This window comes from Pseudovibrio exalbescens, from assembly GCF_028737195.1.
GTDB lineage: Bacteria > Pseudomonadota > Alphaproteobacteria > Rhizobiales > Stappiaceae > Pseudovibrio > Pseudovibrio zosterae.
Window position 1 is genome coordinate 111,088 of record NZ_JAQZAJ010000002.1, and the last position, 16,346, is coordinate 127,433.

Consider the following 16,346-nt stretch of genomic DNA (forward strand, 5'->3'; position numbering starts at 1 on the left):
TCACGGGACATGCTCTTTTTTCGGCAAGAAATCAAGCCAAGGCAGGGTGTGGTGCCGGCAAACCGCACAAGAGTTGTTTCACCTCATGCATTCTAAGGCGCCACCTGGTCCATCACGGGGACTTCTTTTGGAAGGATAGCATGGCCTCCCCAATACAAAATCGCGGTTAGGAACGTCATGCCGGGCAATACAACCGCAAGTGCCAGCAGCGGGTCCGGAATGAAAACCGCCACAATGGCGCTGCCCAGCAAGCCAACGCCGATCTGAACAAAACCCATCATGGCCGAAGCGGCACCTGCGATACGGGGAAACGGATGCAAGCCGCGTACAGTCATGGACGGCAAGATCAAGGCATTTGCAAAGGCAAACGCGCCCACAGGAAGCATGATGCTGAAGTAACCGGGCTCCAGATAGAAATAGCCATAGATCAGCCCTAGCCCACTTGCGACCCCGAACATAGACCCCAAAGCCGCCACAGTGTCGGATTGCAGACGCTTCATAAGCTGGCGAGTCAACACACCGCCAAGAAAGAAGCACCCGGTTTGCATCAGCATGCCCAAGCCGAACTCTGTAGGGGTCAGACCCACAACTTCAATCAGAACAAACGGCAATACCGTGGCGAGCATGTAAAATCCACCGATGGTTAAACCTAGGATTAATGCAGGTATCAGAAACACCGGGTGGCAGAGAAGCAAGCCATATGAGGCTGCGAGCCGCTTCGGGTTTATCAGCGCCGGGTCTTTGTATCGGTTGGTCTCCGGCAACCACACCAAAACAATACCCAGCACCACGAGCCCGTAGAGCACCATGAACGCGAAAATCGCCTCCCAACCTAGGAGCTCAAGAGTGACCCCACCAATAAGCGGCGCAAAAGCCGGCCCGGCGGCCAGCATCATGCCGATCAGGTTCATGATCGCCGCGCCCTTGTCACCGGTGAATTGATCTCGAATGATGGCGCGAGAGACAGCAATTCCGCAGGAGGCACCAAGGCCCTGAATAAATCGGCCGATAAGCAGCCAGTCGATGGTGCTGGCCGCAAAAGCCATTAGGCTGCCGACAAGGTACGTTCCTAAAAACCATAGCAGGATGGGTCGGCGTCCATAGGCATCAGACAGCGGCCCACATACCAATTGCGCGACTGTGAAGCCAACAAAATAGCACGTCATTGTGAGCTTGATGGTCGACATCTGGGTGCCAAACACATCAACAAGCTCCGGCATGGCCGGTGTGTAGAGCGCAAGAGAAATGGGGCCAAGTGCAACAAGCACGGCCCCAATAATTGATGCGCGTCGTTCGCTCACGAGCGGAGAGTGCATTACGATCTGAGCTCCGACTTGGCCCCGACACTTAACTGATCACGCATTTCCCGCAGCCGATCCTGAAGTGCATCAAACTCCTCAGCTGACATATGCGGCCCTGACATCCCACGCACTTGCTCTCCAATACGCTTAAGCTGCTCTACCAGCTCCAAACCCTTGCCAGTGATCTCCGTCATTTTGCTCCGCCGATCCTCAGGATGCCGCTTTCGCTCCACAAAGCCAGCACGTTCCAGCGCATCCAGATGACCGACGACCGTCATGGGTTCCACCATCATGCCCTCTGCGACCTGGTTCTGACGCAGTCCTGGATAGTGGTAGATATAGGCAAGAACCCGAGCCATGCCGGGCGTAATCCCCATACCCTTTTTTGTGATTTCTGCTTCAAATGCGCGGCGATAGGCCCGCGCCGTATCTAGAAGTACAAATCCGAAACTTTCTCGCTCTGTCTTCGACATACGCCCTCTGAAATTTTGTAAGGTAAGCTTATAAATAACGCAAATTTATATCTGCAAATTGTCATTACGTAAAGTGAACATACCATGGATCACAGGTTGCGAAACCTCGAAAGGTCTTGCGAAGGTGAGTAGCCGAATAACCTTTTATACTCGCGGCTGAACTGCGATGCGCTGGCATATCCAACACGAAAGGCAGCCTGACTGGCACTCAACCCCTCCGACAACATCATTGATCGTGCTCTTTGAAGGCGAATGTTTTTGATGTACTGCAGAGGGGACTTTGAGGTGGCAGCCTTGAACCCCTCATGAAAAGAAGACGTGCTCATGCATGCAATGCGGGCCATCTCCTCCACCGTTAACGCAGAGTTGGAATACTCGCTTTTGAGCAGTTGAAGCACGCGGTTGATACCCTGCCGCTTTTCAGAAACATGGAACAGACGCCGAAACGCCGCCCCTTGCTGCGACAAAGCCAAATGGTACAAGAGCTCGCGGTAATAGCCTTTGGTCAGAAAGCTCGCATCCCTCTCGTTGGACAAGCATTGAACCAAACGCCAGACACAATGGCGCGCCGCACTCTCCAGCTCGAATGAGGGCCCAAAAGACTGTTCCGATGGCATAGGGCTGAACTCATCGGTGAGTTCCAGAAACAAATCTGACGCCGCACCGCGATCAATCTCGGCTTTCAGGAAACAAGCAGGCTTTTCTCGCGACGCCGCAGATACTTCCAGATCGATTGCCTCAGCGGGGCTCAATAGCAGGCAAGTGAGCGCAGCATAGTTGTTTTGCTGGCCAGCGACATGACCAACAATGGAATCGGTCGCGAAGACAAGCAAGGCTGGTTGATGTTCGGCGAGGGACACCACGGTGGGGTTGTCGAACCGGTAGACGGCGATATTTTCGTGCAACGTCTGATTTGGCCCCACCTTCGAAGCCAGCTTTTTCAATCCGTCATTGAGCCAATCCATTGAGGACAGGAGCATTCCACCATAGCCTGAGGCTGCCCGCTTTTTCAGGAGGCACAGCCAATCCAACATACCATCAGGACTTCTAGTTGACTCAAATAGTCAGGATTGCAATGCGATAAACTACGCAGTCTAATGAAGCGCATTCGGCCCTACGTAATTGTTGCGCGACCATAGAACTGACACACCTGATCTATACGTAACTAGGCAATACTTAAGTTCATCGGGGTACGCCCGGGAGGCATGCGTGCATCTGCCTGAAGCCAATCGAACGGACTTGGAGCTTGACGAACTGCGCCTCAGCTTCGATGAGCGCGGGTTTTCGTTCCACCATCATATTGATAATCCTGGACGTATTTGGCGCAACCTTTTCACGGAGAGCGAAGAGGTGTTTGTGGCGTTGACCCCGGGGCTGACACTGGCTATTAAAGGCGCGCTTAAGCCAGTACGACCTTTTGAAGAATTTTCTTTGGAGCCCCGTACTCGGTTTGACATTGTCGGAACCTCTTGGCACGAATGCCAGTGGGTCTACGGCTACGAAATAGCGGGCACAGAGCCGCTGCTACGCGTAATGCGTAAGGGCGGGTTACTCTTGGAAGAAGATTGGACCTTCTACCATAGCAGCTAGTTGAGGGCCTCCGAGACGTTTTGGCGAGATGACCTTAGGTTTCTTGCCCCAACCAAAGACGGGTACAATTTAGACTGTAGAGCAGTTCATTTTGTCACATAAATAGGATAGAAGAACCCGTCTTTCATAGAGAGTAATCGCAGGAAGAAGCATGTGCCGCAAAATGCTTGCGCGCACGAAACTTCCTTATGGCCTTATGGAGCCTTCATGAAACTTCGCAATATTGCGATTATTGCCCACGTTGACCACGGCAAAACAACCCTGATCGACGTACTGCTGAAGCAATCCGGCGTCTTCCGCGAAAACCAACGCACCGAAGAACGCATGATGGATTCCAACGATATCGAGCGTGAACGCGGCATCACCATTCTTGCCAAGAACACCTCTCTCGTTTGGAACGATACACGAATTAACATTGTCGACACCCCTGGCCACGCCGACTTCGGCGGTGAAGTTGAGCGCATCCTTCACATGGTCGACGGCGTTGTGTTGCTGGTAGACGCGGCTGAGGGCCCCATGCCTCAGACCAAGTTTGTGCTTGGCAAAGCCCTCAAGCTTGGCCTCAAGCCAATCGTTGCGATCAACAAGATCGACAAACCAGAACAGCGTGCCGACGAAGTGCTGGACGAGGTATTCGACCTGTTTGCATCTCTGGATGCGAACGAAGAACAGCTCGACTTCCCTGTCGTCTACGGTTCTGCCAAGCAGGAATGGATGGCTCTTGAGCCAACCGGCCCGCAAGAGAACATGGCACCGCTTTTCGACATGATCCTCGACAAGGTTCAGGAACCGGAATCCGAAGAAGGCGATTTCCGCCTGCTGGCAACAACCATTGAGTCTGATCCGTTCCTCGGTCGCATTCTCACCGGTCGTATCGCCTCCGGCACCGCCAAGCCAAACATGCCAGTCAAAGCACTGTCACGTGATGGCAAGCTGATTGAAACCGGCCGCATCTCCAAGGTTCTCGCTTTCCGTGGTTTGGAACGCCAGCCCATTGAAGAAGGCGAAGCGGGCGATATCGTCTCCATCGCAGGTCTGACCAAGGCCACCGTTGCAGACACCATTGTCGACCCACAGGTGACAGAGCCGATCCAGGCACAGCCAATCGATCCGCCAACCCTCTCCATGATGTTCCGTGTGAACGATGGCCCGTTGGCTGGCACCGAAGGCTCGAAGGTTCAGTCCCGCGTTATCCGTGAGCGCCTTTTGAAGGAAGCTGAAGGTAACGTGGCGCTGCGCGTCGAAGAGACCGACGAGGCCGATGCCTTCATCGTTTCTGGTCGTGGCGAACTTCTGCTGGCGATCCTGATTGAAAACATGCGCCGCGAAGGCTTCGAGCTGTGCGTTGGCCGTCCGCGTGTGGTTTATCAGGAAGATGAAGCTGGCAACCGCCTGGAGCCAATCGAAGAAGTTATCATCGACGTTGATGACGAGTACCACGGTGCAGTGGTTCAAAAGCTCACTGAGCGTAAAGCTGAGCTGCTTGAAATGCGTCCATCCGGTGGTGGTCGTACGCGTCTGGTGTTCAATGCGCCAACACGCGGGCTGATCGGTTATCAGGCTGAACTGATGTCTGACACCCGTGGCTCCGCGATTTTCAACCGCGTGTTCCATGAGTACGCACCCTACAAGGGTCAGATCCAGGGTCGCCACACCGGTGTTCTTCTGTCCAACGGTCAGGGTGAAGCAGTTGCCTATGCGCTCTTCAACCTGGAAGACCGCGGCCCAATGATGATCGATCCGGGCACCAAGGTGTATCAGGGCATGATCATCGGCGAGCACACCCGTGGCAATGACCTTGAGGTGAACGTTCTCAAGGGCAAGCAGCTCACGAACATCCGTTCTGCCGGTAAGGACGATGCCGTAAAGCTGACCACGCCGATGAAGCTGAGCCTCGAAGGTGCGCTCTCTTACATCGCCGACGATGAGCTTGTGGAAGTGACCCCGGAGTCAATCCGCCTTCGCAAGGCTCTGTTGTGCCCGCATGAGCGCAAACGCGCCGAACGTGCAGCAAACAAAGGCGCAGCGTAAGCTCGTGGCCTCATAGCAATTGAAAAAGGGAAGGCTCTGTGCTTTCCCTTTTTTGCATTCAACCAGCGGCATCCTCCGCGACCGGCGTTTTCTTGAGCGCCCCCTCGTCTACCCTGATGTTTTCTTGAGCGTTCTTCTTCTTGGCTTGGCGGCGCTTCCAGTTTGCCTTGGCCCGGGCTGTGGTCATGCGAGATCCATCTGGCGACCAGCCCGGCGGACCAAACGTGTAGCCAACAAGCTCACGAAAGCTCCGCACGCCTTTGAGGTCTTTCAGCATCGCCATCCATTCATGGAAAGCGACGTAAAAGATGTTGTTGCTTTCCAGCTCCTTACCGATGCCATAGCGCGGCGGCTCCTCCCTTACTTCCTCGGTGAAGGTGCCGAACATGCGATCCCAGATGATCAGCGTGCCGCCATAGTTGGAATCCAGATAACGAGGATTGGTCGCGTGATGCACCCGGTGGTGGCTTGGGGTGTTCAGCACATATTCCAGAGGCCCAATCCGATCCACCAGCTCCGTATGGATCCAGAACTGGTAGACGAGGTTCAGTGAGGCCACGAAGTAGACCATTTCCGGCGGGAAACCGAGAAAGGCGACGGGCATGCCGAAAATGAAGGTTAGCGCGATGGTGCCGGTCCATGTCTGCCGCAACGCCGTGGAGAGGTTATAGTGCTGGGATGAATGGTGGTTCACATGGCTCGCCCAAAACCAACGATATTCATGGCCAAACCGGTGCTCCCAGTAATACGCCAGATCGTAGAGCAGATAGCAGATGGCAACGCTCCACCACGCCACTGGAATGTCCTCAAGCAGTCGATTTTCATAGGCCCAGCTCAGTGCCGCATAGCTGGCGGCTGCGCCAAACGCGACCTTCACAACAAGGCTTCCAACACCCATCGACAGGCTGATCACCGTATCTTTGAAAGTATATCCGCGCCACTGACCGCGCAGGGCCACAACACCCTCGATAATCATCAGAATGACGAACGCCGGTACAGAGTACGCGATCGGATCTATAAAGCCCATTGAGCAGCTCCCTCCCAAGAACACTCAGTTGCCCCACTACGCCTTGTCGCCTCCACCACGACAGCCGCAGGCAGCGCCTATCCTCCGATAAACGCTGCGTCCATTTGGGGTTTCAACCTTAGCGAGTTGACGATCTGAGTAAAGCCCTCAATTCAGAGGCAAAGCGGCCAAAACTGCAACCTTGGACGCACTAACCCACGTTGATTGGCACGTTATTGATCCCGACAACAAGCTCTGTATTGGCATGCAGTGTGTTGCCATTCATGCCAACAAACATGGCAACATTGATGTTACCCTGCACCGCTGCGTTGTCGGTAAGCCCCAGCAGAGCATTCTTGGCCTGCGCCCAAGTAGGAATGCCGTCCGTTATGATGTTCCCATCGCCCGCCACCGCATATTCCGGGTTGCCCTCATTTTGAACATCGTTGAATTCACCCGGCCTATCTGCGTCTTCCAGCGCATCTTTTACAGCCTGGATTGCGATATCTGTTGAGTCACCAGGTTGGGCGCCCTTGATGAACTGGACATTGCCCTTGTTGGATACGGCTAGATAATTATCCCAGAATCCGGCCAATCGCTCGGCGCAAACGGCAGGTGCGATCGGATTACCTCCCGCGCCATTGAGGTTTGCAGACAAGATATGGGCCATCGCAGTAGATTGGTCTGGCAGCTTTACGACAATCACGGTGCACGAAGCCTGCCCACCTGTAAGAAACTGAATGTCATTAAAGTCGCCACTTTGGATCGAGCCGTAAGTGTTCGCTGGGATCACGCAATAATTCATGGTTTTGTCTCCTGGGTTGCTAAACCTGAAGACGAACCACACCAATGCACGTGAGCCGTTCACGCCATACAGGATTAATAGATGGTGAGTGAAATCGCGGCCCATAAAAAAGGGGGCAAGGTGCGGTTGCCACACCTTGCCCCGATATCTTCTTCCTGCGAAAAGCCTTACTCGCCCGGCTCACCACGTTCGTTCTGACGACCGAAGTTCGGGGCGGCGGATTCCTGACCAGCTTCAATCAACTGGCTACGTATGCCGCGCGTGCGCGTGAACAGGTCAAACAACATGTCGCCATCTCCCCAACGGATAGCACGCTGTAGCGCGGACAAATCCTCGGAAAAACGAGCGAGCATTTCCAGAATGGCTTCTTTGTTGTTCAGGCAGACATCGCGCCACATGGTCGGGTCAGATGCAGCCAAACGGGTGAAGTCACGAAAACCTGAAGCCGAGTACTTGATCACCTCAGAATGGGTAACCGTTTCCAGGTCATCTGCGGTGCCGACGATGTTATAGGCAATGATGTGCGGCAGGTGGGAGACAACAGCCAACACCAGATCATGGTGCTCGGCATCCATCGTCTCCACGTCGGATCCGCAACGTCGCCAGAACTGACTGAGCTTTGCCACCGCTTTTTCATCAGTGCCCAATTCCGGGGTCAAAACACACCAACGGTTTTCAAAGAGTGACGCAAAGCCAGCATCAGGACCCGAATATTCGGTACCTGCGATCGGATGCCCCGCGATAAAGTGTACGTTGTCCGGAATATAGGGCTTCATGGCCTTAATGACGTTGGCTTTCACCGAGCCCACATCCGTGACGATTGCGCCCGGCGCAAGGCCCGGCGCAATTTGCTCTGCCACAGCCTCACAGGCACCAACCGGCACGCACACGATCACGAGGTCTGCGCCCTCCACGGCCTCCCGCGCGTCACGATAATATCGGTCGCCAAGGCCCAACTCTTCAGCACGCTGCAAGGTGCTTTCAGACCGAGTGGAGATCACGATTTCTTCCGCAATATTCTCGCGGCGCATGACGCGGGCTAGCGACGAGCCGATCAGACCGATGCCAATCAGCGCGACACGGCTAAAGGAGGGTTCAGACATATGGCTTTCTATCAGTTGGTATTAAGGAACTCAGTGAGAGCGGCAACAACGTCACGGTTCGCTTCCTCTGTGCCGATGGACATGCGAAGCGCGTTGTCGAAGCCGTAAGCGCGCACCTGCCGCAGCACACAGCCGCGGTCCAGCAGATACTCATCTGCATCAGCTGCTCGCTTCCCGTCCTCCTCCGGGAAATGGATGAGAACGAAATTGCCGACGCTTGGGGTTACCCTGAGGCCAATCTTGGTCAATTCCTCAGTTACCCATGGCAACCACTTTTCATTGTGGGCCACCGCCGCTTCAACGAACGCCTGATCCTGCACCGCAGCAGCGCCAGCCGCAATGGCCGCACTGTTCATGTTGAACGGACCGCGAATGCGGTTCAGAGCGTCGATCACGTGATCTGGCGCATAGCCCCACCCAACACGCAGAGCAGCAAGACCATATATCTTGGAGAACGTGCGGGTCATGATGACGTTGTCAGAGGTGGCAACAAGCTCCAGACCGGCCTCATAATCGTTGCGGCGCACGTACTCCGCATAGGCTGCATCCAGAACCAGCAGCGTCGACTTTGGCAAAGCGGAATGCAGACGGCGCACTTCATCAAAAGGAAGATAGGTGCCGGTTGGATTGTTCGGGTTTGCAAGAAAGACAATCTTGGTCTTGCTTGTTACCCGCTCAAGGATGGCATCAACATTGGCCGTACAGTCTGTCTCGGGCGCAACAACAGGCGTCGCCCCTGCAGCCAGAATGGCGATATTGTAAACTAGGAAGCCATGCTCCGAGTAGATCGCTTCATCACCTTCACCAAGATAGGCATAAGCAATAAGGCTCAAGATTTCGTCAGAACCGCAGCCGCAAATGATGTTGCCTGCATTGAGGCCATTTACTTTGGCAATAGCTTCGCGAAGTTCCGTAGCCGAGCCATCTGGGTATAGCTCCAGTGACTTCACTGAGGCGTAGGCTTCCAGTGCGGTGGGGCTGGCACCAAGCGGCGTCTCATTGGAGGACAGCTTATGGAGCTTTCCATGCCCGTTGCCCTTGGACTTGCCGGGAACGTATGGTGCAATCTGCATAACACCAGGGCGGGGAACAGGGCGTAAAACCGGCTGATCCATAAGACTTAGTCCTCTTCACTATCCCGGTCGGACCGTTCATCGGCCTCCGGGTCACCATCAAATTCACCATCAATGTCGATTGGGGCTGCATAGCCACCCACAAGGCGCAGCTTGTCCGGCAGGGCCCCGGAAGCTGAGAAGGCCTCCTGAAGGTCGGCAGAGCTTAAATCACCTGAGACGGCAAGCAATGCATCAACGCCTTCGTAAGTGCGATAAAAACTCAACACTTCAATACCCTGGCTCATCAATGAGACGGGGGGCGTGCCGTTCCAGCGAGCATCATACACCCGCACATCTGTAACAGCCTCTGTGTCATATGCCCCGGCAATCACCAAAGCGGGCAAGTCCGCTGCACGTTCATCCATGACCAGGAACGGCAACCGCGCCACAACCATTGGACCGCTGCTGCCATCGCTGCGAATGCCAAGGCCGCGCCACCACGGCTGCTCAGCGCGCTCTTCAAGCCCAACAATGCCCAGATCCCCGGCATTTTCATGAACTGCAGCCAGCACCGCCGGTGGATCAATCTCCTCAGAAAGCGGCACGTCGAAACCGAAATAGAACCGAGCGCTTTCCATCAACGCTGCTGCATTGCTGGCACCATCCATGTGCAGTGTGACACCGCCCAGCGCCGAAGCGGATCCGGCAATGATCTCACGCCATAAATGCTCGATTGTCAGCAGCGACAATGGTCCAGCATGCGCTTCCACGCGCGCGCGCAGAACTTCAGCCTCGCGCGCTGGATGGTGGAGCGGCTGTGACAAACCGGCGGCTTCTTCAAGAGCCCGTTGCTGTCCCACAAGGGCTGCACGCTCAATCAAAAGTTCGTGTAGCTGCGCATCAACCGCATCGACGCGGGCGCGCACCTCTTTCAAACCTTCAATCTTTTTCATAGGTTCAGTTGGAAATGCCATACCATACCATTCAGGGCTGATGAAGTTACCGCACAGACATAGAAAACTCGGCGAGCGAAATCAAAAGAAAACATTGACACGCTTAGCCCCGGCCCATAGCAAACTTGCAAAATTCTTGTCAAAACAAAGATAAGATGGAACGACGATCCGTTTCCATGCCGGAGATAAAATGACCGACAGCGCTGGTACTGCCACAGGGGCGAGCGAGACCGAAGCAACTGCAACAGAAAGCGCAGTTGATGCGATAGGCCAACAGGATGAAGTGAATCACCCATCCAGCAAGGTCATGCGATTTGGTCTGGACATGCCCTTGAAACTCGACGGCGGCACCGAACTTGCGCCTTGGCAAATAGCCTACGAAACCTACGGTAGTCTCAACGAGGAGAAGACCAATGCAATCCTCATTTGCCATGCCTTGACCGGCGACCAATACGTCGCGTCCACCAGTCCCGTGACCGGCAAACCCGGTTGGTGGGAAATGATGGTCGGCCCTGGCAAGCCCGTGGATACGGATCGATTCTTCGTTATTTGCGCCAACGTTCTGGGCGGATGCATGGGTACCACAGGCCCGGCCTCAACCAGTCCTGCAACTGGCGAACCCTACGGCCTCACCATGCCGGTGGTTACAATTGGCGACATGGTCCGCTCCCAAGCAAAGCTTGTGGAAGCGCTCGGCATCGAAACCCTGTTCGCCGTTGTTGGTGGATCAATGGGTGGCATGCAGGTCCTGCAATGGGCCGCAGCTTATCCGGAAAAGGTCTTCGCAGCCGTCCCAATCGCTACTGCACCGCGCCATTCTTCACAAAACATCGCATTCCACGAAGTTGGTCGGCAGGCCGTGATGGCCGATCCGGACTGGCTAAATGGCGACTACGAAAGACATGGCAAACGTCCAACCAAGGGTCTTGCCGTAGCCCGTATGGCGGCGCACATCACCTACATGTCTGACATGTCGCTGCACAACAAGTTCGGGCGCAACCTGCAGAACCGCTCCGAGATCACCTTCGGCTTCGACGCCGATTTCCAGATCGAGAGCTACCTGCGCCATCAAGGCATGACCTTTGTGGACCGGTTCGATGCCAACTCATACCTTTATGTGACACGCGCCATGGACTACTTCGACCTGGCAGCTCAGCACGGGGGCAAGCTGGCCAACGCCTTCTTGCACACCAAGACCCGCTTCTGCGTTGTGTCATTTACAACAGACTGGCTGTTCCCCACATCAGAGAGCAAGGCAGTGGTTCAGGCTCTGAATGCCGCGGCAGCCAATGTTTCCTTCGTCGAGATTGACAGCGACCGGGGGCACGACGCATTTCTGCTGAACGAACCAGAGATGTTTGCAACCGTATCCGGCTTCCTGAACAGTGCTGCAGAAGCGCGCGGCCTCAACGCCTGAAGCGCTATGCGTGGCCAGCTCCCTGTTTCTCAAATGGTTTCGAAATCGACATGAACAAGCACGTACCCAACACCATTCGCGGCGACCACCGCCTCATTAGCGATCTGATCACCAAACCCGGCGCGCGAGTTCTCGACATCGGCTGTGCGAACGGAGACCTTTTGGATCACCTTATTCGCAGTCACAATATTGATGGTCGCGGTGTTGAGCTTTCTCAGGCTGGCGTCAACAAATGCGTGGCCCGAGGCCTATCCGTCGTTCAAGGCGACGCGGATCTGGATCTGAGCGCCTACCCAGATGACGGTTTTGACTACGCAATCCTCAGCCAGACGCTTCAGGCAACAAAAGACCCAAAGCAGGTCATGCAGGAGCTGCTGCGCATCGGCAAAAAAGTTGTCGTGTCCTTCCCAAACTTCGGCCACTGGCGCAACCGCATGCAGCTACTGACCAAAGGCCGCATGCCCGTAACCGACTATCTGCCGTACACATGGTACGACACGCCAAACATTCACTTCTGCACCATCCGCGATTTTGTTGAGCTGTCAAAGGAAGTGGACGCCGAGGTTTTGAAGGCACAAGCGCTCAACGCCAAGGGTGAACCCATTGGCTTCAATGCGCCATGGTGGGTGTGGAACCTTATTGGTGATCAGGCCGTCTTTCTTCTCAAGCGCAAGTAGCCGCTCCGCTTAACACCATTCAGCAGCTGGGGTGTGGGTCCTGTTTCCCAGAACCATCCATCGCCTGAACACCCGCCGTTTTGCCGTCCGGCAAGAACACGGGCTGCAACACGCGGGCAAAGCGATTGTTGCGGTTCATAATGCCACGGTAGACCTTCTTTTCAGCCTCTACCACGAGAAGACCGGCAAAAGCAGGCCACAAAACCTGTCCAATGCGCTCAAATGAACGCGCCGACTTCAAAATCATGCGTGACTTCGTGGGTGGCACATAAAGCGCTTCTTCTCGCGTGACCACTGAGAGCATATGGCTTGTCAGAAAGCTCTCCAACTGGGGCCGGGAATAGGGCCTGCCATACCCAAACGGTGACACCTCAGAACGGCACCATGCCCCTCTACGGTTCGGGACAATCGCCAGAAGGCGCCCTCCGGGAGCCAGAACCCGATAGGCTTCCGTCATCAAACCATCAGGATCATGCGCCATATCCAGCCCATGCACCAGAATAATCCGGTCAATACTCGCATCTGGCAGCGGCAACGCGTCGTTTTCCGTTAGAAACGCAGAGTTGGGCCGCGTGTGCTCACGTGGCCAGCGCATGACGCCTTGTGCCGCAGGCATTGCTGCAAAGAGACGGTTGGATTCTTTCAGATACTGACGCATGAAAGGTGTTGCATACCCGATGCCGAGCATGCTGAGCCCACGCATTTCCGGCCAAATCTCGCGCACACGCGCTCCAACGAGTACACGAAGTGTGCGCCCAAGCGGCAAATCGTAGAACTCGCGAAGATGTCGAACATCAAGATACATGCAGCCGTCCGTGTGTAGTGCAACACTTCCTTTATGGGGTCAGCGCAGTGTTTGCGCAATGCCGGATCAAGGTGCCAGCCAGCCATCGCGACACCTTATCGCCGCCTTTCCCATAATTGCTGGTTGAATTTCAATGGACCTACCCCGATGATCGCCCCTCCGAACTTGCCTAAAACCGGGAGCCCCGTCATGAGTCAGGTCGAATATCGGCAATTTACCTGCCTTTCAGATAACTTCGGCGTCATTGTCCACGACCCGCAGAGCGGCACGACCATCGCTTTGGATGTGCCGGACGCTGCCCCTTACCTCGCTGTGCTTGAGGCCGAGGGCTGGAACCTCACCGACATTCTCATCACCCACCACCACTGGGATCACGTCGGTGGTCTTGGCGAGCTGAAGGAAAAGACCGGCGCCCGCGTGGTCGGACCGGCGCGCACCCAGCAAAAACTCTCGGAGATCGAGGTTGGCGTGGAAGACGGCGACCACATTATGGCTGGCCCATTGAAAGTTCGCGCGCTGGCGACGCCCGGCCATACACTGGACCACATAACCTGGTGGTTTGAAGACGCAGGTCTCGCACACACTGGCGATACCCTGTTTGCTTTGGGCTGCGGCCGCCTGTTTGAAGGCGATGCGCAAATGATGTGGGCCTCTCTAACCCATATCGTTGACACGCTGCCTGAGGAAACTGTTTTGTTTTGCGGGCATGAGTACACCCTGTCAAACGCACGCTTTGCCCTGACCATAGATCCGGAAAACACAGAGCTGATCAAGCGTGTGGCAGAAATCGAAGCCTTACGCCGCGAGGACAAGGCAACGCTACCCACAACACTCAAACTTGAGCTGGCTACAAATCCGTTCCTGCGCGCTGCGAACCCCGCCATCCAGAAGCATCTTGGCATGGAGGGGGCCCCGCTCTCCGACGTCTTTGCGGAAATTCGCCAGAGGAAGGATATGGCGTGATGAGCCCCATTTCTGCTGACGACATCATTCGGGAGCTGAACATGCAGCCCCATCCGGAAGGTGGCTACTACGTGGAGACCTTTCGCGATGGCGGAAGCCCACAGCCCCGCGGGGCCTGTACGGCCATCTATTACCTCTTGAAGGAAGGGCAGCTTTCTCACTGGCATAAGGTGGATGCCTGCGAGATCTGGCATTTTTATGCGGGCGATCCCCTCGCCTTGTCCATCAGTGATGGTGAGGCGGCTCCTTCAGTTCTTGAACTCGGCACGGATATTTTCGCTGGGCAGCGCCCGCAAGGCGTGGTTCCGGCAGGGGCGTGGCAATCAGCGCGCGCCCTCGGAAGCTGGACCCTTGTCGGCTGCACTGTCGCACCAGGGTTTCAGTTTGAAGGGTTTGAACTTGCGCCCAAAGGGTGGGTGCCAGGTGCCAAATGAGTCGCCCTTGACCCCCTAAAAAACAGGGCGACATTTCCCCTGGAAACGGAATTTGCGGTGTTTTTCTGCAAATTCCGTCAGCCAAGAGACGATAAAAACTACAAACAAGACCAAACATTTAGGCCGTTGCGGTAGTTTTATTCATGTTTTTTTGCCGCAACCAATAGCTAAGACATGCAACTGGCGCATATCTCACGAACACCTTCACCAACCTATCCTTTTTCAGAAAAAGCTATACTTACCAAATCAAAAACCTATACTTTTCATGGAATTACAATTTGACCAAAATACAGCCCTTCTCCACGCAAGGAAAACGCTGCTCATGCTATAATGGCCTGATTGGCGCTCTTTGACAGCTAAAGGGTCGTCAGCGTGCCCCTTGCCCCTCTTGCTTTAAAGAGTAGGCCGGGTATTGTGCGCCGCGTTGGACGGCACAAACGCCGCCCGGCGCGTATCTTTTAACTGGAATTAATCATGGCCCAAGGCGACATCAAAAAGGTTGTGCTTGCCTATTCTGGCGGGCTCGACACCTCGATTATTCTCAAGTGGCTCCAGTCCGAATTCGGCTGCGAGGTTGTAACTTTCACTGCTGACCTTGGTCAGGGCGAAGAGCTTGCACCAGCACGACGAAAGGCGGAGCTTCTGGGCGTAAAAGAGATCCATGTTGATGATCTCCGGGAAGAGTTCATTCGGGATTTTGTGTTCCCGATGTTCCGGGCCAACGCTCTGTACGAAGGCGAGTACCTCCTCGGCACCTCCATTGCACGGCCGCTGATTTCCAAGCGCCTTATCGAGATTGCAGAGGAAACCGGTGCCGACGCTGTTGCCCACGGCGCAACAGGCAAGGGCAACGATCAGGTTCGCTTCGAGCTGGCCTGCTATGCCCTCAACCCGGATATCAAGGTGATTGCCCCTTGGCGCGACTGGACGCTTAAATCTCGTAGCGATCTGATCGACTTTGCGGAAAAACATCAGATTCCGGTGCCAAAAGACAAGCGCGGCGAAGCGCCGTTCTCCGTTGACGCAAACATGCTGCACTCTTCTTCAGAAGGTAAGGTTCTGGAAGATCCAGCGGAAGAAGCGCCGGACTATGTGTACCAGCGGACCGTCGATCCAATGGATGCGCCGGACCATGCAACAACACTTGAGATCGGCTTTGAGAAAGGTGACCCCGTTTCCATCAACGGCGTTCACATGTCTCCGGCAACTCTGTTTGCCAAGCTGAACGATTTTGGCCGCGAGAACGGCATCGGACGTCTGGATCTGGTGGAAAACCGGTTCATCGGCATGAAGTCCCGCGGCATCTATGAAACGCCAGGCGGCACCATTTTGATCAAGGCCCACCGTGCGATGGAATCCATCACTCTTGATCGCGACGCAGCACACCTTAAAGACGAGCTGATGCCTCGCTATGCCAAGCTCATCTACAACGGCTTCTGGTACTCTCCAGAGCGCGAGATGCTTCAGGCGGCGATCGACAAGAGCCAGGAAATGGTCAGCGGCACGGTGACCCTGAAGCTCTACAAGGGCAATGTCATGGTTGTCGGCCGGTCTTCTCCGCTCTCGCTCTACTCTGAAGAGCTGGTGACTTTTGAAGACGACAACGGCGCTTACGATCAGAAGGATGCGGCAGGCTTCATCCGGCTCAACGCTCTGCGTCTTCGCACTTTGGCCAAGCGCAAACAGCTGGCGGACAAAGGACAGTAAAAAACCAAATCACCGTCCTGGGGAAC

The 16,346-nt window shown here is 55.1% G+C and carries 16 protein-coding genes; 7 read left to right on the plus strand and 9 right to left on the minus strand.

Translation table 11 applies throughout. From position 1 onward, the window contains the following. Positions 1–92: 92 nt before the first annotated feature. From PUV47_RS05665 to PUV47_RS05675, 3 genes are all read right to left on the minus strand, one after another. Positions 93–1,316: a multidrug effflux MFS transporter gene (locus tag PUV47_RS05665; protein ID WP_274217535.1), complete on the minus strand. Its 1,224-nt coding sequence runs from the start codon at positions 1,314–1,316 to the stop codon at positions 93–95. Then, the gene (locus tag PUV47_RS05670; RefSeq protein WP_274217536.1) at positions 1,316–1,774 is read right to left on the minus strand and encodes a MarR family winged helix-turn-helix transcriptional regulator; all 459 of its coding nucleotides are present in this window, start codon (positions 1,772–1,774) and stop codon (positions 1,316–1,318) included. The genes PUV47_RS05665 and PUV47_RS05670 overlap by 1 nt, the downstream gene beginning before the upstream one ends. 89 nt (positions 1,775–1,863) lie before the next feature. Beyond that, on the minus strand, positions 1,864–2,808 hold the full coding sequence (locus tag PUV47_RS05675; RefSeq protein WP_274217537.1) for an AraC family transcriptional regulator: 945 nt from the start codon (positions 2,806–2,808) through the stop codon (positions 1,864–1,866). A gap of 175 nt (positions 2,809–2,983) precedes the next feature. Here PUV47_RS05675 and PUV47_RS05680 point away from each other — a divergent pair, with 175 nt between their 5' ends. Together PUV47_RS05680 and typA are read left to right on the plus strand one after the other, a co-directional pair. After that, positions 2,984–3,364 (plus strand): hypothetical protein, encoded by a 381-nt coding sequence (locus PUV47_RS05680; protein WP_274217538.1) that lies wholly within the window; start codon positions 2,984–2,986, stop codon positions 3,362–3,364. A 207-nt stretch (positions 3,365–3,571) separates the two neighbouring features. Next, positions 3,572–5,395 carry a translational GTPase TypA gene (gene typA, locus PUV47_RS05685; protein ID WP_274217539.1) on the plus strand — a complete coding sequence of 608 codons (1,824 nt, stop codon included), beginning with the start codon at positions 3,572–3,574 and terminating at the stop codon, positions 5,393–5,395. Between the two features lie 58 nt (positions 5,396–5,453). On the opposite strand, the gene PUV47_RS05690 is transcribed toward typA, so the two are convergent. The 5 genes from PUV47_RS05690 to PUV47_RS05710 all read right to left on the minus strand — a co-directional run bounded on the left by PUV47_RS05690 (position 5,454) and on the right by PUV47_RS05710 (position 10,317). After that, positions 5,454–6,422, minus strand: coding sequence for a sterol desaturase family protein (locus PUV47_RS05690; RefSeq protein WP_274217540.1), 969 nt, complete (start codon positions 6,420–6,422; stop codon positions 5,454–5,456). Positions 6,423–6,612: 190 nt separating this feature from the next. Further along, entirely contained in the window at positions 6,613–7,206 is a 594-nt protein-coding gene (locus PUV47_RS05695) for a hypothetical protein (RefSeq protein WP_274217541.1), read from the minus strand. A gap of 167 nt (positions 7,207–7,373) precedes the next feature. Next, positions 7,374–8,309 carry a prephenate/arogenate dehydrogenase family protein gene (locus PUV47_RS05700; protein ID WP_274217542.1) on the minus strand — a complete coding sequence of 312 codons (936 nt, stop codon included), beginning with the start codon at positions 8,307–8,309 and terminating at the stop codon, positions 7,374–7,376. Between the two features lie 11 nt (positions 8,310–8,320). Further along, entirely contained in the window at positions 8,321–9,424 is a 1,104-nt protein-coding gene (gene hisC / locus PUV47_RS05705) for a histidinol-phosphate transaminase (protein ID WP_274217543.1), read from the minus strand. Between the two features lie 5 nt (positions 9,425–9,429). Beyond that, complete coding sequence (locus PUV47_RS05710; RefSeq protein WP_274217544.1) at positions 9,430–10,317, minus strand: chorismate mutase; 888 nt, start codon at positions 10,315–10,317, stop codon at positions 9,430–9,432. Positions 10,318–10,507: 190 nt separating this feature from the next. Here PUV47_RS05710 and metX point away from each other — a divergent pair, with 190 nt between their 5' ends. Both metX and metW read left to right on the plus strand, forming a co-directional pair. Continuing rightward, complete coding sequence (gene metX, locus PUV47_RS05715; protein ID WP_274217545.1) at positions 10,508–11,734, plus strand: homoserine O-acetyltransferase MetX; 1,227 nt, start codon at positions 10,508–10,510, stop codon at positions 11,732–11,734. A gap of 50 nt (positions 11,735–11,784) precedes the next feature. Beyond that, positions 11,785–12,411: a methionine biosynthesis protein MetW gene (gene metW, locus PUV47_RS05720; protein ID WP_274217546.1), complete on the plus strand. Its 627-nt coding sequence runs from the start codon at positions 11,785–11,787 to the stop codon at positions 12,409–12,411. A gap of 19 nt (positions 12,412–12,430) precedes the next feature. Here metW and PUV47_RS05725 read toward each other — a convergent pair whose 3' ends face one another. Further along, a complete protein-coding gene (locus tag PUV47_RS05725; RefSeq protein WP_274217547.1) occupies positions 12,431–13,216 on the minus strand; it encodes a methyltransferase domain-containing protein in 786 nt (261 codons plus the stop codon). Positions 13,217–13,405: 189 nt separating this feature from the next. Here PUV47_RS05725 and gloB point away from each other — a divergent pair, with 189 nt between their 5' ends. The 3 genes from gloB to PUV47_RS05740 all read left to right on the plus strand — a co-directional run bounded on the left by gloB (position 13,406) and on the right by PUV47_RS05740 (position 16,320). After that, on the plus strand, positions 13,406–14,179 hold the full coding sequence (gloB, locus tag PUV47_RS05730) for a hydroxyacylglutathione hydrolase (protein ID WP_274217548.1): 774 nt from the start codon (positions 13,406–13,408) through the stop codon (positions 14,177–14,179). Further along, entirely contained in the window at positions 14,179–14,613 is a 435-nt protein-coding gene (locus PUV47_RS05735; RefSeq protein ID WP_274217549.1) for a cupin domain-containing protein, read from the plus strand. Before gloB ends, PUV47_RS05735 begins: the two co-directional genes overlap by 1 nt. 474 nt (positions 14,614–15,087) lie before the next feature. Beyond that, complete coding sequence (locus PUV47_RS05740; RefSeq protein WP_274217550.1) at positions 15,088–16,320, plus strand: argininosuccinate synthase; 1,233 nt, start codon at positions 15,088–15,090, stop codon at positions 16,318–16,320. Positions 16,321–16,346 lie beyond the last annotated feature (26 nt).